The 20779-nt window shown below is 59.9% G+C and carries 18 protein-coding genes, 1 pseudogene and 1 riboswitch; of the genes and pseudogenes, 13 read left to right on the forward strand and 6 right to left on the reverse strand.

Going from position 1 to position 20779, the window contains the following annotated elements; genetic code table 11:
* The first annotated feature begins 1 nt into the window (after window position 1).
* The 5 genes from ACQY1P_RS17565 to ACQY1P_RS17585 are packed head-to-tail and all read left to right on the forward strand — an operon-like array spanning window position 2 to window position 4391.
* Complete coding sequence (locus ACQY1P_RS17565; protein ID WP_430254642.1) at window positions 2-583, forward strand: NAD(P)H-dependent oxidoreductase; 582 nt, start codon at window positions 2-4, stop codon at window positions 581-583.
* Window positions 584-617: 34 nt separating this feature from the next.
* Window positions 618-1418, forward strand: coding sequence for an ABC transporter ATP-binding protein (locus ACQY1P_RS17570; RefSeq protein WP_430254644.1), 801 nt, complete (start codon window positions 618-620; stop codon window positions 1416-1418).
* Between the two features lie 5 nt (window positions 1419-1423).
* Entirely contained in the window at window positions 1424-2308 is an 885-nt protein-coding gene (locus ACQY1P_RS17575) for an ABC transporter permease (protein ID WP_430254646.1), read from the forward strand.
* A gap of 47 nt (window positions 2309-2355) precedes the next feature.
* The gene (locus ACQY1P_RS17580) at window positions 2356-3528 is read left to right on the forward strand and encodes a hypothetical protein (RefSeq protein WP_430254647.1); all 1173 of its coding nucleotides are present in this window, start codon (window positions 2356-2358) and stop codon (window positions 3526-3528) included.
* Between the two features lie 2 nt (window positions 3529-3530).
* Complete coding sequence (locus tag ACQY1P_RS17585) at window positions 3531-4391, forward strand: bifunctional 5,10-methylenetetrahydrofolate dehydrogenase/5,10-methenyltetrahydrofolate cyclohydrolase (RefSeq protein WP_430254649.1); 861 nt, start codon at window positions 3531-3533, stop codon at window positions 4389-4391.
* A gap of 6 nt (window positions 4392-4397) precedes the next feature.
* Here the strand turns inward: ACQY1P_RS17585 and ACQY1P_RS17590 are convergent, their stop codons facing one another.
* From ACQY1P_RS17590 to ACQY1P_RS17600, 3 genes are all read right to left on the reverse strand, one after another.
* Window positions 4398-5183 (reverse strand): ABC transporter ATP-binding protein, encoded by a 786-nt coding sequence (locus ACQY1P_RS17590; protein WP_430254651.1) that lies wholly within the window; start codon window positions 5181-5183, stop codon window positions 4398-4400.
* Window positions 5180-6211 carry a FecCD family ABC transporter permease gene (locus tag ACQY1P_RS17595; RefSeq protein WP_430251180.1) on the reverse strand — a complete coding sequence of 344 codons (1032 nt, stop codon included), beginning with the start codon at window positions 6209-6211 and terminating at the stop codon, window positions 5180-5182. The genes ACQY1P_RS17590 and ACQY1P_RS17595 overlap by 4 nt, the downstream gene beginning before the upstream one ends.
* 81 nt (window positions 6212-6292) lie before the next feature.
* Window positions 6293-7300: an ABC transporter substrate-binding protein gene (locus ACQY1P_RS17600; protein WP_184653847.1), complete on the reverse strand. Its 1008-nt coding sequence runs from the start codon at window positions 7298-7300 to the stop codon at window positions 6293-6295.
* Between the two features lie 130 nt (window positions 7301-7430).
* A riboswitch (cobalamin riboswitch) is annotated at window positions 7431-7625 on the reverse strand.
* A 293-nt stretch (window positions 7626-7918) separates the two neighbouring features.
* On the opposite strand from ACQY1P_RS17600, the gene ftsZ reads away from it, so the two are divergent.
* Window positions 7919-8914, forward strand: a complete 996-nt coding sequence (gene ftsZ / locus ACQY1P_RS17605) for a cell division protein FtsZ (RefSeq protein ID WP_062455086.1) — start codon at window positions 7919-7921, stop codon at window positions 8912-8914.
* Between the two features lie 74 nt (window positions 8915-8988).
* Here the strand turns inward: ftsZ and ACQY1P_RS17610 are convergent, their stop codons facing one another.
* Entirely contained in the window at window positions 8989-11550 is a 2562-nt protein-coding gene (locus ACQY1P_RS17610) for a GcvT family protein (protein ID WP_430254653.1), read from the reverse strand.
* A 174-nt stretch (window positions 11551-11724) separates the two neighbouring features.
* Between ACQY1P_RS17610 and ACQY1P_RS17615 the strand changes: the two genes are divergently transcribed.
* Both ACQY1P_RS17615 and ACQY1P_RS17620 read left to right on the forward strand, forming a co-directional pair.
* Window positions 11725-12129, forward strand: a complete 405-nt coding sequence (locus ACQY1P_RS17615) for a hypothetical protein (RefSeq protein WP_192077489.1) — start codon at window positions 11725-11727, stop codon at window positions 12127-12129.
* Between the two features lie 62 nt (window positions 12130-12191).
* Window positions 12192-12668, forward strand: coding sequence for a DUF3597 domain-containing protein (locus ACQY1P_RS17620; RefSeq protein ID WP_113109845.1), 477 nt, complete (start codon window positions 12192-12194; stop codon window positions 12666-12668).
* Between the two features lie 124 nt (window positions 12669-12792).
* Here ACQY1P_RS17620 and ACQY1P_RS17625 read toward each other — a convergent pair whose 3' ends face one another.
* A complete protein-coding gene (locus tag ACQY1P_RS17625) occupies window positions 12793-13170 on the reverse strand; it encodes a hypothetical protein (protein ID WP_156466453.1) in 378 nt (125 codons plus the stop codon).
* A 54-nt stretch (window positions 13171-13224) separates the two neighbouring features.
* Here ACQY1P_RS17625 and ACQY1P_RS17630 point away from each other — a divergent pair, with 54 nt between their 5' ends.
* A complete protein-coding gene (locus ACQY1P_RS17630) occupies window positions 13225-14637 on the forward strand; it encodes an FAD/NAD(P)-binding protein (RefSeq protein ID WP_430254656.1) in 1413 nt (470 codons plus the stop codon).
* Window positions 14638-14688: 51 nt separating this feature from the next.
* On the opposite strand, the gene ACQY1P_RS17635 is transcribed toward ACQY1P_RS17630, so the two are convergent.
* Window positions 14689-14997 carry a hypothetical protein gene (locus ACQY1P_RS17635; protein WP_062455075.1) on the reverse strand — a complete coding sequence of 103 codons (309 nt, stop codon included), beginning with the start codon at window positions 14995-14997 and terminating at the stop codon, window positions 14689-14691.
* 151 nt (window positions 14998-15148) lie between these two features.
* Between ACQY1P_RS17635 and dinB the strand changes: the two are divergent.
* The 4 genes and pseudogenes from dinB to ACQY1P_RS17655 all read left to right on the forward strand — a co-directional run.
* Window positions 15149-15610 (forward strand): annotated as a pseudogene (dinB, locus tag ACQY1P_RS17640) (DNA polymerase IV); the annotation flags it as partial.
* Window positions 15611-15656: 46 nt separating this feature from the next.
* Entirely contained in the window at window positions 15657-17021 is a 1365-nt protein-coding gene (locus ACQY1P_RS17645) for a tyrosine-type recombinase/integrase (RefSeq protein ID WP_430254658.1), read from the forward strand.
* Between the two features lie 64 nt (window positions 17022-17085).
* Window positions 17086-18627 carry a site-specific integrase gene (locus ACQY1P_RS17650; protein WP_430254660.1) on the forward strand — a complete coding sequence of 514 codons (1542 nt, stop codon included), beginning with the start codon at window positions 17086-17088 and terminating at the stop codon, window positions 18625-18627.
* Window positions 18624-20669, forward strand: a complete 2046-nt coding sequence (locus tag ACQY1P_RS17655) for a hypothetical protein (protein ID WP_430254662.1) — start codon at window positions 18624-18626, stop codon at window positions 20667-20669. Before ACQY1P_RS17650 ends, ACQY1P_RS17655 begins: the two co-directional genes overlap by 4 nt.
* Window positions 20670-20779: the final 110 nt, after the last annotated feature.

Raw genomic sequence — 20779 nt, forward strand, 5'->3', positions numbered from 1 at the left:
GATGAAGGTACATGTCATTTACGCCCACCCGCTGAAGGAAAGCCTCGCCTCGCGCCTGCACGATACGGTGGTCGCGAGCCTGCTCGAGGCCGGGCATACGGTGGACGACCTGGATCTTTATGCCGAAGGTTTCGATCCGGTTCTGTCGGCCGAGGATCGGCGCGACTATCACGACCTTTCCATCAATCGCAGCCGCGTCGCGCCCTATGTCGACCGGCTGATGTCCTGCGACGCGCTGGTTCTCTGCCATCCGGTGTGGAATTTCGGCTGGCCGGCCATCCTCAAGGGTTATTTCGACCGGGTGTTTCTGCCCGACGTGTCGTTCAAGCTGCAGGACGGTCAGCTTTCTCCTGGCCTCACCAATATCCGCAAGCTCGCGACCGTCACCACCTACGGCTCGAAACGCTGGCGTGCGATGGTTCTCGGCGATCCGCCACGCCGCAATGCCACCCGCTTCCTGCGCGTCGTCTGCAATCCGCGGGTGAAGGTGGAATATCACGCGCTCTACGATATCAACAACGTCACCAATGAGCGCGCGGAGGCCTTCATCGAGCAGGTCCGCATGTCCATGCTGCGGTTTTGAGAGACGGGTCTGAGATGAGAAAAGGGGATTTGTCATGACGGGATCGCCGACAGTCGCCGCCACCGATATTGGTGCACATCCCCATCCGCCCCTGCCCGGCGGCAATGCCGTGGTGTTCGAAAAGGTCTCGATGACCTTCCCTGATGGAACGGAAGCGCTCTCCGATGTCGACCTCGCCATCGGCCACGGCGAGTTCGTGTCGATCGTCGGCCCGTCCGGCTGCGGGAAATCGACGCTGCTGCGGATCGCGAGCGGCCTGTCGAGCCACAGTTCCGGCGATGTCTGGGTCGATCGGCAACAGCTCGGCTACACGTTCCAGGATGCGACCCTGCTGCCATGGCGGCGCGTGCAGGGGAATGTCGAACTGCTGATGGAGCTGCGCGGTTACCCGGCCGCCAAACGCCGCGAAATCGCGAAGGAAAAGATCGAGCTTGTCGGCCTTTCCGGCTTCGAGGCCCATTATCCGCGCAGGCTTTCCGGCGGCATGCGGATGCGCGCCTCGCTGGCACGGTCGCTCGCGCTCAATCCCAATGTCTTCATGTTCGACGAACCGTTCGGCGCGCTCGACGAGATCACCCGCGAACGGCTGAACGACGAGGTGATCGACCTTCATTGCCGCGAAGGTTTCACCGGCATCTTCGTCACCCACTCCATTCCCGAGGCCGTCTACATGTCGAGCAAGGTCGTGGTGATGTCGCGCCGGCCCGGCCGCATCATCGATACGTTCGACATCGGCTTTCCCTTCCCGCGCCAGCCGGACCTGCGTTACGTGCCGGAATTCTCGAAACTGTGCGGAGCGGTATCGCGTGCCCTTCGCCATGCCATAGAGGCCTGAGCGCCATGTCGGATCCTATTGTCGCCGCTTACAAATCGACGCCGCTGAAGGCGCAGGTCGAGCGCTACAGCCCCGTCCCGCTTGCACCGGCACCAAGCGTCGGCCGCCGCCTCGTCTTAAGCTTCGCACCGCCTCTCATCCTCGGCATCCTGATCGTCGCAGCCTACGCCCTGATACGTGCTGACCTTCCGGCGCATCGCCAGTTCCTGATGCCGAGTGCGGAGGGCCTGTGGAACCAGGCATTTGGCATTGCGAGCTTCCGCAGCGAACTGCTCGTGCGGGCGCTGACGACCATCTCGATCGCCATCACGGGGCTCGCCGTCTCGATCCCCGTCGGCATCATGCTCGGCATCGTCATGTTCCGCGTCTATGCGCTGGAAAAGGCGGTCTTCCCCTATCTCGTGGCGCTGCAGTCGATCCCGATCATGGCGATCATCCCGCTGATTCAGAGCGCGCTCGGCTTCGGCTTTCTGCCCAAGGTGCTGATCGTCGCGCTGTTTACCTTCTTCGCCATTCCGACGACGCTGCTGCTTGGCCTCAAAAGTGTCGACCGCAATATTCTCGAATTGTTCAAGCTGCAGAATGCCTCGTGGTGGGTGATGCTGCGCAAGGCCGCGCTGCCGTCTGCCGCGCCGACGCTGTTTGCGGGCCTGCGGATTTCCGGCAGTCTCGCCGTCATCGCCGCGATCGTTTCGGAACTGTTCTTCCTGTCCGGCAAGGGAGGCCTCGGCCAGCTGCTGATGAACGCCAAGATCGATTTCAAATACGAGCAGATGTATGCCGCGCTGATCGTCGCCTCTGCCCTGTCGATCACCGTCTACCTGACCTTCAACTGGCTCGGGAACCGGCTGTTTGCGCATTGGCACGAATCGAGCGACAGGCAACGCTGACACCGCCGCTGAAATGACCTAGAAAAAAAGCAATCAGGGGAACGAAAATGACAAAAAAGCTGACTGCCAGACTGACCACCGCCGTGGCGATCGCCACGTTCGCAACGGCTTTGTCTACAGCAAACAGTGCGACTGCCGGCGAGTTCGCCAAGACCCGCTACACGACGCCGCTCGCCGATGTCTGCCCCAGCCCGTTCATCATCCAGAAGGACTGGCTGGCCCAGGCCGAGCAAGGTCCCCTCTATCAGCTGATCGGCTCGGGCGGAGAGATGACGTCGGGACAATATACCGGCCCGCTCGGCTCGACCGGCATCGAGCTCACCATCCTCGAAGGTGGCGGCGGGCTTGGCATGGGCGATGGCGAGACCGCCTATTCGGCGCTCTACATGGGCAATTCCAAGGCCGGCGTCACACCGCATCTCGGCTATCAGGAACTGGACAACGCCTTCATCTTCTCTAAGCGCTTCCCCGTCGTCGGCGTCATGGCACCGCTCGACATCGCCCCGACGGTTCTCCTGTGGGACAAGGCTACCTATCCTGACGGCTTCAAGTCGATCGCCGATCTCAAGACCTTCTCGGAAAGCGGCAAGGGCAAGATCTACGTCTCGACCACTAAGCGCACCTTCGGTCTCTATCTCGTCGAGCAGGGCATTCCCGCAGACGTGTTCGTCGAGGGCTATCGCGGTGACGGCGAGAATTTCGTCACCAACAACGGCACATGGCTGAACCAGGGCTTTGTCACCAGCGAAGTCTACAAGTTCGAGCACGGCAACAACTGGGGCAAGCCGATCGGCTACCTCAACATCAACGACCTCGGCTATCGCAACTACACCGGCATGCTGTCCGTCGCGACAGCGAGGATGGAAGAGCTGGCGCCGTGCCTGGCAAAGCTCGTTCCGCTTCTGCAGCAGGCGACCGCCGACTATGCCAAGGATCCGGCCGAGGCGAACAAGGTGATCGTCGACTTCAACACTGCCGGGCACGCGGCAAGCTGGTGGAAGACCGCGCCGGAACTGATGGCCTATGCCGCAAAGACGATGGTCGACACCGGCATTATCGGCAACGGCCCCAACGCGACGATCGGCGATTTCGACATGGACCGCGTCGCCGAGATGCTCAAACTAGTGAAGCCGCGCTTCGACGAGCGCGCCGATCCGGATGTGAAGCCGGATCAGGTCGTCACCAACCGCTTCATCGATCCCTCGATCGGGCTGAAATGAGCGTGACCACGCCAAGAACGCCCGCAACACTGCTGGACGGCGAAGCCCTCGCCGCCCGGCTGAGGCGCGAGATGGCAGCCGAGGTTGCCGGTCTCCGCGCGCGCGGCATTGCGCCGAAGATGGTGACGGTGCTGGTGGGAGACGATCCGGCCAGCGCCACCTATATCGGCCGCAAGCATGCCGACTGCGTCGAGGTCGGTATCGAAGCGATCGACCTGCGCCTTCCCTCGGATACGACCACCGAAGCCCTGCTCGAACGGATTGCCGCCGTCAATGCCGACCCCGCCATTTACGGGCAGATGGTGCAACTGCCGCTGCCGCCTGACATCGACGAGACGAAGGTGATGACCGCCGTGTCGCCGGCCAAGGATATCGACGGCCTGCATCCGCAAAACCTCGGCCTCCTTCTGGCGGGAAAGCCGGGCCTCCTGCCCTGCACGCCAGCCGCCATCCTCGCGCTTTTGCAGGGCAATGCCGTTCCGCTTGCCGGCCGCCGGGTGGCCATCATCGGCCGCGGCCAGCTCGTCGGGCGCCCGCTCGCCATGCTCCTCTCGGCCAAGGGAATCGATGCGACGGTGACCCTGCTGCATAGCGGCTCGCGGGATATCGCCGAGGACGTCAGGCGCGCCGATATCGTCATCGCCGCCCTTGGCCAACCCGGTTTCGTCACCGCAGACATGGTCAAGCCCGGTGCCGCCGTCGTCGGCGTCGGCATCAGCTACGGCACTGACGGCTCGATGATCTCGGATGTGGCCGCCGATGTCGCTGATGTCGCAGGCTGGGTAACGCCGCCGCAGGGTTCGGTCGGCGCGCTCACCCGTGCGATGCTCTTGCGCAACCTGCTGCAGATCGCCGCCGCCTAGACCGGTTCACATCAGGAACTGGATATGCAGCCGGCCGTGATGTGGCGAGGTCGCGACATGGGCTGCAACGCCGAACACATGGGCGATCATCTGCTCGGTCAGAATATCGGTAGGCGGACCGCAGGCGACCAGACGTCCCTCCGAAAGCACGGCAATCACATCGCAGAACCGGGCGGCGAGGTTGAGATCGTGGATCGCAACGACCGTCGTCAGCGGTAGCTCGGAGACCAGCCTCAGAATGTCGATCTGGTGCTGGATATCGAGATGGTTGGTCGGTTCGTCGAGGATCAGCACCGAAGGCGACTGTGCGAGCGCCCGGGCCAGCTGCACGCGCTGACGCTCTCCCCCCGACAGCGTATGCCAGAACTGCCCGCGGCGATCATCCAGCCCGACGCGGATGAGCGCTTCGGTCACGATCCGGTCGTCCTCCTGCGTCCACGGCGACAGAGCCGACCGGTATGGCGTGCGTCCAAGCCGGACGACATCGATGACCGTGACATTCGCCTCGGTTGCCGAATGCTGTTCGACCACCGAAACCCGGCGCGCGAGCTCCCGCCGCGCGAAACCGCTCATCGGCTTTCCATCCAGCGTGACATTGCCGGCGGCGGGTGGCCTGAGACCCGCAAGCAGCCGGATCAGCGACGACTTGCCGGAACCGTTGGGTCCGATCAGCCCGAGCGTCCGGCCCTCATCGACCGACACGGTGACGCCATCGACGATCACCTTGCGCCCGGCGAGCCAGCGAACCCCACTGGCGGCCAAAACCGGGCCGGAGACGGTATCGGTTGTCATGCGACCCTCCTCGCCCGGTAGAGAATGACGCAGAAGAAGGGAACGCCGACCAGCGCCGTCACCACCCCGATCGGCAGGATTTGCGGTGCGATAACGATGCGCGACACGATATCGGCGAGCACCATGAACAGCGCCCCGATCAGCGCACAGGCAGGCAAAAGCCGGATATGGCCGGGACCGACGATGAACCGGGCCGCATGCGGAATGACCAGCCCGACAAAGCCGATCGCACCCACCATGCTGACGATCGTCGCCGTCATCAGCGCCGTGACAAGCAGCAGCACCACGCGGACCCGCCGCACCGCGATGCCGAGCGACCGCGCCGCATCCTCGCCGAAGGTAAACGCATCGAGCGCCCGCGCATGCCAGATGCAGACGATGAGCCCGACGGTCACCACCGATGCGGCGAGCGTCACCTCCGGCCAGCGGACGCCGGCAAGGCTGCCGAGTAGCCAGAACATCACGCTGCGCGCCTGTTCGGCATTGGCAGACGTCGAGACGATGTAGGAGGTCAGCGCATTGAACAATTGCGAGGCGGCAACGCCCGCAAGAATCGTCCGGTCCGCCGTCTGCCGTCCGCTCGACAACATCACCACGAAGACAAAGGCTATCAGCGCGCCGGCAAAGGCACCGGCCGAAAGCGAGATCGCGCCCGCCCCGAACCCGAGCAGCATGACGCTGACCGCACCGGTCGAGGCTCCCGCCGAAATCCCGAGAACATAGGGTTCGGCCAGCGAGTTCCGCAGCAGAGACTGCAGAATCGCCCCCGATAGCGCCAGTCCGGCGCCGCAGAATGCCGCGACCAGCGACCGCGACAGGCGATAATCCCAGATCACCGCTTCCTGGATGCGCGGCAAGGCCACGGCCGTAAAGCCGAGCCGGTTCGTCACCGCCGCAATCGTCGTCTCCATGGGAATGGTCATCTCACCGATCGCCACCCCGGCAACGATGGCGACGAGGAGCGCTAAGAGCACCAGGAACACGCCTGCGGCACCTAGCGCCCAACGTCCGATACGGGATCGCGTCACTTGGGGCGCCTGGGCAGGTCGGGCAAATTCGCCTCATCGACGATGGCGGAAACAGGGAAAGATATCATCTCCCGCCGCACCCTAATTCGCAAGGCCGAAGGACTGGATGCCCCGGGCGAGCGTCTCGATGCCCTCGATCGTGCGGATCGTCGGGTTCATCGACTGGGCGTCCATCATCACGAAACGCTTCTTTCTCACCGCATCCAGCTGGCTGACGACGGGATCAGTCTCGAGGAACTTGATCTTCACGGCAGGATCATCCGCGGCATAGCGGCGACGGTCCATGGTGGCTACGACGATGACGGAGGGGTTGGCCTCAGCAATCGTTTCCCAGCCGACCAGCGGCCATTCTTCTTCCGTCGTCACCACATTGCGGGCGCCGATCGTCTCAAGGATATAAGCCGGTGCGCTGTTCTTGCCCGCGATAAAGGCGTCGCCCTTGGTCTCTTTGCTGGAATACCAGAAGACGATCGGCAGGTTCTTTAGCTCAACGCCCTTGATCGATGCGACGGCTGCGGCTTCGCGCTGTTTCAGGTCTGCGATCAGGGCCGTGCCCTTGTCCTCGACGTCGAAGATCTTCGAGAGCTCGGTAATCTCGCGGTAGATCAGGTCCATCTTGAACAGTTCGTTGCGAACGCCGTCCCCGCCATCGACATTGGTCTTGGCGACGCAATCGGCGGGCGAGACATAGGTGTTGATGCCGAGATCGGAAAACTGCTCGCGCTTGCCGACGGATCCCATCGGCCCGACATGCCACTCGAACTCGGCAGCAACCAGATCCGGTTCGAGACCGACGACCGATTCAAAGCTCGGGTCGTTGTCGGCAAGCCGTTTGATCTTCGCATCCACCTCTGCATAGGGCGAAAGCACCGGCCCGACCCAGACGGCAGTGCCCGCCACCTTGTCGGCCAACCCGAGCGAATAAAGCACTTCGGTCATGCCCTGACCGATCGAAACGATCTTCTGGGGCGCGTTCTCGAACGTGACGGAGCGACCGCAATTCTCGATCGTCAGCGGGTAGCTGGTCGGTGCGGCAAAGGCGAATGTGGGAAGTGCCGCAACTAAGGCGGCGATAAGCCCTGATTTCATGTCCTGTCCTTTAATGATCGGAAAAAAGGGCAGGACGACCTGAAGCCGCATCGCGGCTCGACGTCAAAATGGCGCACGAGCGCATTGCTTGCGTCATAATCATCTCCCTGCCGGAACCCCTCGTCCGGTGTTGGTTGTCCATGCCACGGCAGGTCTCCTGACTTGCGGCTCGAACGCCTTCCATCGCCTTCCCGATCGGATGATCAGTGGTATCGATGGCTGGCTCGCCGCTTACAGTTGCGAGGGCAGTCGCGGACTTGGCCCGAAAGCCTCACCGCATTCCCTTTTCATCTGCGATTGCAGAACCGTAGCGCCCCAACTGATAGGGAACACGCCGGTGCTTGTCCAGAGCGATCCCCGCGCGATCTCTGTCGTTGCCGAGTGTAATAGTATAACATACCAATTTACGCAACGGTCTATTTTGGATTGGTCGCGACCTTCGTGAGGCGCTCAATTCAGGGATGCTGTACATTAAATTGCGATGACATCGCCCTCACCCTACTCCTGCCTCTTTGGCCTGACAGCGCTCTGGTCTATGACCTTGCGGACAGATAGCCTGCGGGGCGATTCGCCGTCCTTCTGGTATGGGACGACCGGAAGGAGCTGAAGGAGACGAAGATGACGGATATTAAGAGCGGCTTGACCGAATTGAAACCGCAGATAACCGTGATCGGTGTCGGAGGCGGTGGCGGTAACGCGATCAACAACATGATCACGGAAAATCTCCACGGCGTGGAATTCATCGCCGCCAATACGGATGCCCAGGTTCTGGCAACATCCAAGGCGTCGCGCCGAATTCAGCTGGGTGCGCAGGTGACCGAAGGTCTCGGTGCTGGCTCGCTGCCGGATATCGGCCGCGCGGCGGCCGAAGAATCGATCGACGAGATCATGGATCATCTCGCCGGCTCGCACATGTGTTTCGTCACCGCCGGCATGGGTGGTGGAACCGGAACCGGTGCCGCGCCAGCGATTGCACGCGCAGCGCGCTCTGCCGGCATCCTGACGGTTGCGGTTGTCACCAAGCCCTTTTCGTTCGAAGGGCATCGCCGCATGAAGACGGCAAACGAAGGCATCGAGGCCCTGCGTGAGGCCGCCGACACCGTCATCGTCATTCCGAACCAGAACCTGTTCCGCATTGCCGACGCCAAGACCAGCTTTGCCGACGCGTTTATGATCGCGGACCGCGTGCTGTTTTCCGGCGTCAGCTGCATCACCGACCTGATCGTCAAGGAAGGCCTGATCAACCTCGACTTCGCCGACGTGAAATCGGTGATGAAGGGCATGGGTCGTGCGATGATGGGAACCGGCGAAGCCTCCGGCGATGGCCGCGCGCTGATCGCTGCCGAAGCCGCTATCGCCAATCCGCTGCTCGACGACATCTCGATGAAGGGCGCCAAGGGCGTGCTCATCTCGATCTCAGGCGGTACCGACATGACACTGTTCGAAGTCGATGAAGCTGCGAGCCGCATCCGTGACGAAGTCGAAGCCGAGGCCGACATCGTCGTCGGCGCGATCTTCGACAAGAACCTCGACGGCAAGTTCCGCGTGTCGGTCGTCGCAACTGGCCTCAACGGCAACCAGCAGGGGTCTTCATCCCCGACTGCGCAGTACTAAGACCAGTCTCAGCCAATAAAAAAACGCTCCGTGGACATCCGCGGAGCGTTTTTTGTTTGTCGGATCCGAAGAAATCAGCTTCTCGGCTTGAGGTTCTCAGGATCGTAGAGCGGCTTGTAACCAACCGCTGCGACTTCCACCGGGAAGGCCTCGTTGAAATAATCCACCGTCAGTTTGCGACCGACCTGGCAATGCGACCAGGGCAGATAGGCGAGCGCGATGTTCTTGCCGATCGTCGGGCCGTAGGCGATCGACGTCGTATAGGACCGCCGTCCAAGCTCATCGATGAGAACCTCGCCCGTGTCAGGATCCATCACCGGCAGCGAGCCGACCGGATAGCGGGCCACACCGGACGCATCGACATTGTCGGTCATCACGAGCGTGCAGAGCATCGCCGGCTGATGGTCGCGGGCCTTGTATTCGAGATGCTTCGCCTTGCCGCAAAAATCGGCTTCCTTGACCTTTGGACGGGCAAGATCCGCTTCGATCAGGTTGTACTGGGTCAGGAGATCGCCGTTCTGCAGGCGCAGGCTCTTTTCCATGCGGCGTGAGTTGGCATAGGTCTCGACGCCGAAGGCCATCACGCCGGTGGCGCGCAGCGCGTCCCAGACGGCAACGCCGTCTTCGTATTTCATATGCAGTTCCCAGCCCTGCTCGCCCACATAGGAGATGCGGAATGCCGTGACATGCTTGCCGGCGATCTCGATAGGCTTGATCGCGGCGAAGGCGAAGTTCTCGACATTAAGACCATCGGGGTCGGCCACGACCTTCTTCAGCGTCTCGCGCGCGTTCGGGCCCCAGATGCCGATGGTGATGTACTTTTCCGAGACATCGGTAATCGTGACGTCGAGCCCGCGATCCTGCGCGACACGCTTCATGTAGAGCAGGTCACGCGGCCCTGCATCCGCGCCGTTGACGAGACGGCCGCGATCAGCCAGGCGGAACACGGTGAAATCGGCCCGCACCATGCCCTTGTCGTCGAGGAAGTGGGTATAGATGCCCTTGCCGATATTGCCATCGCCGCCGATCTTGGCCGCACACAGCCATTCGAGCAGCTCGACATGATCGGGCCCCTCGATATCGACCATGTGGAAATGCGACAGGTTGACGATGCCGCAATCCTCGCTCATCGCCAGATGCTCGGCGTTCGACACGCGCCAGAAGTGGCGGCTGTCCCACTCGTTTTCGCGCTTCGGCACCCGGTCGCCGTATTTCTCGAGAAGATGCTCGTTGGCGGCGTAACCGTGGGCACGCTCCCAGCCGCCGAGTTCCATGAAGTAACCGCCCAATTCCTTTTCGCGGTCGTGGAACGGCGAGCGCTTTGCGCCACGGCCCGTCGCGTAGGGTTCGCGCGGGTGGACGGCCGGGAAATAGATCTTCTGGGCAGCCTCGAAGGTGCGGCCCTCGATGAACTCTTCGGTCAACTGATGGGGATAGAAGCGCGCGTAATCGATCGAGTTGTGGTCGATCTCGGTGCGACCGTCGGTCATCCAGTCGGCGATCAGCTTGCCATAGGCCGGGCCGTCCTTGACCCAGATGGCAACGCAGTACCAGAGCCCGCGCACCTTCTGGCTTTCGCCGCAGGAGGCACCGCCGCCGGCCGACACCTGCAAGAGGCCGTTGAACGAATGCCCTTCGTTATAGCCGAGTTCGCCGAGGATCGGCGTCAGCTCGATCGCCTTTTCCAGCGGCTCGATGATCTGTTCCATGTCGAGATCGCGCTGCGACGGCGACAGCCGCGCTTCGTGCTTTTCAAGAATGTCGCGGGGATGACAGAGGCGCGGATGGGTGGTCTCGTAGTAACCCCACTCGATCTGACCACCCTCGGTCGTCTTCGGATCGCCGGTGTCGCGCATATAGGCCGAATTGCCCTGGTCGCGCAAAAGCGGATAGCCGATTTCCTTGCCGGTGCCTTCGAACTCGTTATAGGGCCCGAAGAAGGTCAGCGGATGATCGACCGGCATGACCGGCAGATCCTCACCCGCCATCTCGGCAATCAGCCGGCCCCAGATGCCGGCGCAGACGACGACATGGTCGGCCATGATCGTGCCGCGGTGGGTGACGACACCCTTGATGCGGCCATTCTCGATGATCAGCGACTGCGCCGCCGTATTGCCGAACACACTGAGCTTTCCGGCCTTCTCGGCGGCATCCACCAGCTTGCCGGCAACCGTCTGCGAACGTGGAATGACAAGACCTGCATCCGGATCGAACAGACCGCCCTGCACCTGATCCTCCTCGATCAGAGGAAACAGCGCCTTGATCTCGGCCGGCGACAAGTAGTGCGCCCGGGTGCCGAAGGCCTTGGCAGAGGTCAGCTTGCGCTTGATCTCTTCCATCCAGGCATCGTCGCCGGTGCGCGCGACTTCAAGACCGCCGATGCGGGCGTAGTGCCCCATCTTCTCGTAGAAATCGATCGAATACTGGGTGGTCCAGACCGACAGGTAGTCATGGCTGGTCGTGTAGCAGAAGTCCGAGGCATGCGCGGTCGACCCGATATCGGTCGGGACCCCAGACTTGTCGATGCCGACGATATCGTCCCAGCCGCGCTCGACAAGGTGATGCGCGATGGACGCACCGACGATGCCACCGAGCCCGATGATGACGACCTTAGCCTTTTGCGGAAATTCTGCCATTGCATGCCCCAACCGAGTGAAGCCGCGATACTAGAGGGACAAAAGCGACAGGTCACCTCAGATTACGACATCAAAAACTGTTGCAGCGCCACGCACGCCCGAAGAGGTATATGAGGAACTTCTTGGCCCCTTCTCCTGTTTAGCACTCGATAAAATGGTAACAGGGGCAATCACATGAAATTTAGAGCATTGAAGGCGGTGACCGCTGTCGGTCTTGCCTGCCTGATGCTGGCGGGCTGCGTCAGCGAAGGCGGCACCTACACCGAGTATCGTTCGTCCGATCGCTACGACCGGTTCAACCGTTACGACGGTCCGAACTACCGTTACCGTCATCACCGCGACCGCGATCGCCACCACGGCCGTCACGACGGCCGCCGGCCCGACCGTGACAACGATCGCCCGCACCGGGACTGGAACCGCGGCGACCGCCCGGAGCGCCCCGGCTACATCCGCAACGACCGAGACGGCCGCAATGATCGGGGTGGTCGCGATGGCCGTGACCGTTCCAGCGGTCGTGGCGGACCGGACCGTTCAGACCGCGGCTCAGGCGGCGATCGCGTCGTCGTCCCGCAGAACTAAAGTGATCCGTCATCGACGCGATCTCGTACCATGTATGGCATAAACCAACGGAGGAACTATCCATGAGCATATTCAGCAAGATCAAGGACGCCATCTTCGGTCATCCTGCTGCAGCAGCACCGGCTTCGCCAACAGGCGCCGAGCCGACACCGACGTCCATGGCAACGCCAGAACCTGCTGCGACCACAGCCCCGCCGGTCGGCGGAACAGCCCAGGCTGCTCCGAAGACCGCAGGCGCACCGCCAGTCGCAACTCCAGGCTCGACCTCTGCCACGATGCAGACCGTCGATATCGCACCAGTCCTCGACGCAGCCGTCAAGAAGAGCGGCCAGAAGCTCGACTGGAAGCATTCGATCGTCGACCTGATGAAGGCGCTCGGCATGGACGCGAGCCTTTCGGAGCGCAAGGAACTGGCCGAAGAACTCGGCTACACCGGCGACCAGAGCGATTCCGCCACGATGAACATGTGGCTGCACAAGGCGCTGCTGAAGAAGCTGTCCGAAAACGGCGGCAAGGTGCCTGCCGAACTTCTCGATTAATGGTTTCGGGCGCTCCACTGCGGGCGCCCGAACTTCTATCTGATGAAAACTGCTTGCGATTCCCGTCATCCGGACGGTTGAGACATGACGAAGGCCCGGCTGAGACCGGCTTCCGCGTCATGTCTCAGTAGGCGAGAGACGTACTCCAGAGAAAAATGTCCTGCTGGTCGGTATCCGTCAGTCGATCGGCATCAGTCTCCTCGACCTTCTGCGTCTTGAGCCGTGGCAATGCCGCGGCTTCTTCTTTTCGGTCACCGGCCAACTGCCTTGTCGATCCGAACAGATCGATCCCAAATATCGAAAAGCCGCCACCAATCATCACGCTCTCCATTCCTTCCCGATCTTTGATGTGTAATGTCGCGTCAGAGGGAGTCGTGAACAATATTGCCTGCGAGAACCCTGGACTAAATTTTGCCGCGCGAAGGGATAAACGTGCTCCGTTTCCGATGCCTTGGAAAAAGCCCGTTTTTGCAAGCGCAGCGCCTATCGATTTTTGATTCAACGACGTGCCGTGCGAATTTAAGAGAGCGGCCGCGTCTAACCGAAGTGACTGACAGTGACAGCATCGAAGACGTCTGAACGGCCTGAACCAACACGATCTTCAATCGTCATTATCGGCGGCGGCGTGACCGGGGCAGCGGTCGCTTTCCATCTCGCGACGGGCCACAAGGCGGACGCCGTCGACATCACCATTTTCGAGCCGCGTGCCGAAATCGGCAGGGGCCTCGCCTACGATACGCGCGACCCGGTGCACCGGATCAACGTCCCGGCAACGCGAATGAGCATACTTCCTGGCGATCCCGAGCATTTTTCGAGATGGATGGAAACGACCGGCTCCGTTGCGGAGGATGAGGCGGCATTTCGCGCCGATGGCAACGTGTTTCCGCGCCGGGGCATCTTCGGAAACTATGTCCTGTCCAACCTTCAACCTCTTTTGGCATCAGGAGCCGTCCGCCATATCTGCGCCGCGGTGACCGGCGTCGAAAAGCGGCACGACCAATGGCATGTCACCGATACCACCGGGCAGACGCTGGTTGCCGATATCCTGGTGATCGCTGCCACCCACCCTGCTCCCGTTGCCCCACGCTCCTTGCGACGACTGGCCGAGCATCCGCGCTATGTCGCGGACCCGACAGCGCCGAACGCATTGACGCCGATCCGGGCCGACGATCGGGTCCTCGTCGTCGGCAACGGGCTGACCTCCGCAGATGTCATCGCTTCGCTGAAGCTTTGCGGGCATAGCGGCAGCATTACCGCCCTCTCGCGCCGTGGCCTCCGCTCGCGCGGACACGCCACCTTCGCGCAGGAACCGTTCGGCGACTTTCTCGACCATCCCGCCACTAGCGCATCCGAGATCCTACACCGCGTGCGGGCCGCGATCAGGGAAGCACAGGCAGATGGTCAGACCTGGCATGCGGTTCTCGACCAGTTGCGCTCGCAAGGCGGCGGCATCTGGAAGCATCTGCCGCTCGAGGCACGCCGCCGGATCGTGCGACACCTGCGTCCCTATTGGGACGTCCACCGCTTCCGGATTGCGCCGCAGGTGGAAGACGTGCTCGACGCGGAGGCGGCAGCCGGCAGGCTCGACATCCTCGCCGCAGGCATCGTCGACGTCAGCACCGACGGAGACATCATCGATGTCACCATCAAGCGGCGCGGGAAGAATGGTGTCGAAGTCCACCAGTTCGATGCCGTCGCGGTCACGACCGGCCCGGCCCACGGCAACGTGCTGCAGAGCCAGCAATGGCTGCGGCAACTCGGCGATCACGGCTTTCTGCACCTCGATCCGACGGGGCTTGGTCTTTCCTGCAACGAGCAGTCCAACGCGATAGACGCGGATGGCAAGTCCGAACCAAGGCTTTTCATCGCCGGCCCGCTGGCACGCGGACATTTTGGCGAGCTGATGGGCTTTCCGCAGGTTGCGGAACATGCGCTGCTCGTCGCCGATTCGATTGCAGCAAACCTCTGAGCCCACCGCCATACGGAGCCGGCTGAGAGCCGGCCCCTTGGTTCGCTGAAATCAGCGGCCGGTGACCCGTATCGCGCCTGCTTCGCCAAAACTCTTTTGCACCGCGGCCATCTTGCTCTCGGTGATATCCGCCGAAACCTCGATCTCGCCCTCCAGCGGGCCATCGGTGCGCTCTCCGCCATCATGCGACGCATCGCCACCCGACGGAGCGGATCCGACCGTGTTGTCGGCACCGACGGACTGGATGAAGATATCCGGACGCGAGATACCGTGCTGCTGAACCAGATGTTCGACCGCAAGGTCTGCGGCCGCACGGGTGTCGAAAGTCGCTCGAATGGTTGTCGTGCTGTCGTCAGCCATGAAACTGTCTCCTGTTGATAGATCACCAGAAGCAAACGCCTTCAAAGCCCGCTTGTTTCCCTCATGCACAGGAAGCTGGGCAGAGAGCTTGGATATTTGTCGCAAGACTGCTATGTTCTCTTTTTGTTTCTATCTCATCCTGCAAACTCGCATGAATGTCACGGTTCCCATATCCACCCGCAAGATCATCCATGTCGACATGGATGCGTTCTATGCATCCGTCGAGCAGCGCGACAATCCTGACCTGCGCGGCAAGCCGCTGGCTGTCGGCGGTTCCGCGGCACGCGGCGTGGTGGCCGCCGCAAGCTACGAGGCACGCGTGTTCGGCGTCCACTCCGCCATGCCCTCCGTCACGGCCAAGCGCAAGTGTCCGGATCTGATCTTCGTGCCGCCGCGCTTCGAGGTCTACAAATCGGTATCCCAGCAGATCCGAGAGATCTTTGCGGAATATACGCCGCTGATCGAGCCTCTGTCGCTCGATGAGGCCTATCTCGACGTCACCGAGAACCTCAAGGGCATGGAGATCGCCACCGAGATCGCGCTGGAGATCCGTGCCAAGATCAAGCAGGTCACCGGCCTCAATGCATCGGCCGGCATCTCCTACAACAAGTTCTAAGGCACATGAAATCATCTCTGTGTAAACTAGACCGGATAAGGCGATGAAACTACAATATGATTCGTTATGTTTACAGGTTACTTTAGAAGGAAATGATTTAAAAATGACTGGGCGGCTGGAACGAAGCCCCACTCAGCCGAGGATCGAACTCATCGTGTTCTCCAACGGAGAGCGCTGCCCGATGCTCCTCGATGGGATGGGGGTACCATTTTTTGACGCGACTGTATGGACGCTAACGAGCTACCGCCACAAGAGCGCATCTACAGTGGAGCAAGCCCTTAGAGGCGCTATGCTGCTACATTTGTTCTGTTGGCGTGCTGAGATAGATTTGCTTCAGCGTGTGAGAGACGGCGTGTTCTTTGGCTTGGGCGAGCTAGAAGCTCTCGTCACGGCCGCCCACCAGCCCTTCGATGCGCTACGGAAGCCCCTTGCCAAGAAATCCAGACGCCGAGCGCGGACCGATGACAATGCAGGCCGTGCGGCGCTGGTTCGGCGTTTACCATCTGCAAAGCGGGTCCGAACGGTAAGTTCGCAGACCACTCTGATAAGACTGCATTATCTGCGCAGCTATCTGCGCTGGCTTGGTGAGCGACAAAACAGCCGCTTCGGCTATGAAGGCGGCGAGAGCGCGTTCTCCCGTGCGCACGATTACGGAGCACGCTTGGCTGAAGTCTTAAACCAAATAAGGCAGAGAGAGCCATCTGTAAGCCCGAATGGTAGGCAAACTCTTGATCCTGCTGCTCAGGCCCGACTGTTAGCCGTTGCTGAGCCGTCAAGCCTCGAAAATCCTTGGAGCAACCCATTTGTGCGCCTCCGGAATTGGACAATTGTAAAATGGCTCCTGGGCACAGGTATGCGAAAGGGTGAACTGCTTGGCCTTCTGGTTAAAGATTTCAATCGAGGACAGTCCTACTGCGAAATTCGCCGTAGACATGACGACAAACGAGACCCTCGTCGCAGGCAGCCAGCAGCAAAAACCCTTGAACGGCTCGCGCCTCTCAACGCGATCCTAGCGGAGCTAGGTGAAGACTACTTGAAGGCTCGCTCCAAGATCGAGGCCGCACGAAAGCACGGCTATCTCTTTGTTGCGACGGATGGGAAGCCCCTTTCTGGAAGCGCCGTGACTGAACTGTTCGCAACTTTGCGCAAGAAGTTTCCTGAACTAGCTGAAGTCAGCGCTCATGTTCTTCGCCATCAATGGAACGAGAATTTCTCTGCCTACGCCGATCTCATTGGGATGAAGCCCGAGGATGAATTGAGGGAAAGGGCTTGGCTAATGGGGTGGTCTGCGAACTCTACTATGCCCGGTCACTATCTAAAACGGAGGACGAAGGCGAAAGCAGACGAGCACAGTCGTCAGATGCAGGAACGTCTGATGATGCATGACGAAGAACTAGAGGCGCAGTGAATCCACCATTGACGCCCTGCCCCGAGGGTAAGGCGCTGCGGTTGATAATTTCGAGGATACTACTTTGCTTAAGACGTCGTCTAGCAGACTGGCCGCCGAGAATATCGAAGATGAATTGCCCGACGAGGCAATCACACTTGATGGCTTTTCCTACTTACCCCGTTTAGACCACTGGATCATTGTGACCGCAACCGGAAGAAAACATTTCCGCTTTCATGATCTTCATGTGTCAGCAGAACTGATTACCTGCTGTAAGCGTTTTGCCGCATCTCTTCTACTATCAGAGAACCCTACATCAGCCTATACAACCTTCCAAACCCTCAGGTACTTTTTGCTGCATATTGGAGAATATGACAGCTCCTCAAAAGAGATCATGCCAGCGCACCTGCTGAATTTCAGAGGCTCACGGGCGCAAAAACAGCTCTACCGTTCCACAACAGTGAATTACATTGTTCGGCTTTGGGCTCAATTGGGTATTCCTGGTGTTTCGCAGGCAGCGTTCGTGACGGCTACCGAAATGCCTTCCGACGCGCCGAAGCGGGGACTCGCTGTTCGCCTGCTAGACCCTGAACTGGGAGCCTATACAAACCTCGAATTCGATGGTCTGCACAAGGCTCTGCACGCGGCGTTTGCAACAGGATCGCTCTCCCTTAGCAACTACGGTATATGCCTGCTGAGCGCCGCGTTAGCACCTCGCCCAGTTCAGATCGCAAGTCTTCGGCTGTGCGACCTCAGGATACGCGAGAACAATGGCGTGACCACGTATCTACTGAGTGTGCCCCGCGCGAAGCAGGGAGGGACGGCGTATCGCTCCCAATTTACGGATCGGCCACTTATAGAAGACATTGGCATCGTTTTGCTAGCCCAGGCACGTATCGTGCGCAGACAGGCCGAAGCTTCCGGTATGGATGACCCAGATCAAGCCCCGCTCTTTCCGGCTCAGCACGTAAATAGCACATTCTACTCCGACAGCGGTACACCTGCGGCTCCAACACGTGCGTCCATCGGAATGCGCATCATTAACGTCATGGAGGCTCTGGAGGTTAAATCGGAAAGGACGGGAAAAGTCATCAACGTTAATGCCAGACGAGCACGTCGGACGTTAGGGACCCGGGCAGCTCAAGAAGGCCGTACGCTTGAACAGATTGCCCAACTGCTTGATCATTCATCTCTGACAGCTGCTCGCAACTACATTGAGGTGAGTTCGAAAACCCTCCAGAACATTGACAAAAAGGTTGCGATCCTACTTGCGCCTCTGGCTCAGCGCTTCGTTGGGTCAGTCCGCGTTAAAAGTGACAGCCAAGACCAAAGCATTCAGAAGCATGTGTTCGGCGCTGGCGATGGCGGAGCCCCTACCGATATCGGTGGATGTGGCAAGTTCGGCTTCTGTGGGCTTGGAAAACCGCTAGCCTGTTATACGTGCCGATTATTTCATCCTTGGACTGATGGCCCCCATGAAGAGATTTTGGAAAGCCTTCTCGCACGCCGCACAAGAATGGCGGTCGAAGGCTCTGCTATCGTTGCTCAATCCCTTGACGATACAATAGTTGCTTGCGCCGAAGTTGTCAGGCTGTGCCGAATGAATGGGCGGGAGATGGTTGAGTGAATGACCTGATCCCCTTTATCCCAAAAGCAGATCGCTCTGCTTCCAAGAACATGATTGACTTCATCTCCTTCAGCCGAAACCACCTTACAGTGTTCGGTACCCAGCTGGAGTTTGATGCCGTAACCTGGGACGTCAGCGAACGTTTCCAGCGTCGAGGTCACTCAGGAAGAATCCTGCTGAACTTCACGAAGATCAGCCCTTCTAACGGTTTTCTGGGTGAGCCATTTCCCGAGCCTTTCGCTAGTCAGTGTAGAGCCTACATTCGGTATAACGCTGCGGCGAATGTCAATGCAGGCCCTCCCCAAAACACCATCATGGCCTTTCGGGAACTACTCCGGGTTTTCGAAGGCAAGAATATGGTCGCAGATTTGTGTACGATTGATGCCCATATTTTGGACAATGCTGTGGCAATGGCAAGTTCCAGGAAATCAGGCAACTACGCCTCGACAATAGGTACTCTGCTTCGTCCACTTGCAAAGTTCCTCCGTGACAAGAAGCTTGCTGTCCATGCTCCGATAGACTGGAAACACGGCCGCCCGTGGAAGACTCAAGTTCGAGGAATTGGTGCGAAGTCTGATGAAAGACGTGGCGCATCACTACCGTCTCAGGAGGCGCTCGACGCTTTACCAGAAGCCTTCCTTCTCGCGAAAGAGCCCGGCGATATTATCCTGTCGTCGGTCGTCGCCCTCCTCGCATGCGCACCAAGCCGAGTGAACGAAATTTTTGCGCTACCAGAGGATTGCGAGATAAAGCCTCTTGTAGAGGGCGAGGAAGGGTACATGCTCCGTTGGGCGGGCTCGAAAGGGTACCATGACTTCGCAAAGGCGATCCCTGAGGTTATGACTGATTTGGCACAACGTGCCATCGAAAGAATCAGGGCCGCAACGACTGAAGCCCGTGAGATTGCGTTGTGGTATGAATCAAATCCAGACAAGCTGTACCTGCCCCCCGACTGCAGCCATCTACGAGGTCAGATGCTGTCGTACCGCGACCTCGCGCAGATCATCGGCTACACCGCGACTGATAGCGCGGGAGACTGGGTGCGTAGCCGGAAGATCGTTCCAGTCTTTGGTCACGACTCAAAAGGTCGAAGACTCAATCTTCTTCGATTCGAGGATGTTGAGCGGGAGATAGTCGCGCTACTCCCGCGCGACTTCCCGATTGCCGACAGAGCAACAGGACTTAAAGTCAGTCAGTCTTTAACAGTCGTTCGGCGCAACGAGTTCGGGGACGAAGGCAAAGGCCGATGGCGTTGTATGATCTCACTCCTTGGCTACAACAATATCCAAAATAACTTTCACCACGCCTATCCGAACATCTTTTCTCGGCTCGGCTTGTCTACGCGCGACGATCCGATAACGATCCGGACACATCAGCTCCGCCACTACCTCAATACGCTCGCCCAACGTGGCGGGTTATCAGAAGTCGAAATAGCGGCTTGGAGCGGACGGAAGGATATTCGCCAAAACGCCGTCTACGACCAACGGTCACCTGAGGAAATCCTCGCCTCTATACGCACCAGAGAAAAGCAGCTGCCCGCACACGGAGCAGGAAAAATTAGCATCAATGCGCCGGTCAGCCGTACGCAAGCAGCATCGATAATCGGCCACGGCCATGCGACCGATCTAGGCTTTTGCGAACATGACTTCGCATCCTCCCCCTGCAATATGTTCATGGAGTGTCTGCAGTGCACGAAGCACGTTTGCGTAAAAGGTCATGATCCGAGACATTTGGAACGAGTGGCGATGGCGTTAGAGCATGCCCGCAAGAGCATGAAGGCGGCGGAAGCCGGGATGGCGAACGAGTATGAGGGAGCTGCTGAATGGTACGAAGCTCACACCGAGATCATCAGACGCCTCGAACAGTTGCACGCCCTGCTCTGCGACCCGGAAATTCCGGATGGCTCTGTCATCCGTTTATCGAAATCGGGACGATTTTCAGCGGTTGAGCAAGCGATGCACGATCAGGGGCTGACCCGAGACGCAGACCTGGTCTTGCGTCATGGTTTAGGTGAGACAGCCTTGCCTTACGGGAACTTATGATGGCAAAGCGCAAGGTACTCAAGAAGCGACCCTCAAGGCGCAGGTCACCTCCGCTTGATGCAGTCCGCATTACCGAAATCCTCTCAATCATGACCGCATGGAAGGGTCGT

Source organism: Neorhizobium sp. DAR64872/K0K18 (assembly GCF_050500175.1).
GTDB lineage: Bacteria > Pseudomonadota > Alphaproteobacteria > Rhizobiales > Rhizobiaceae > Neorhizobium > Neorhizobium soli.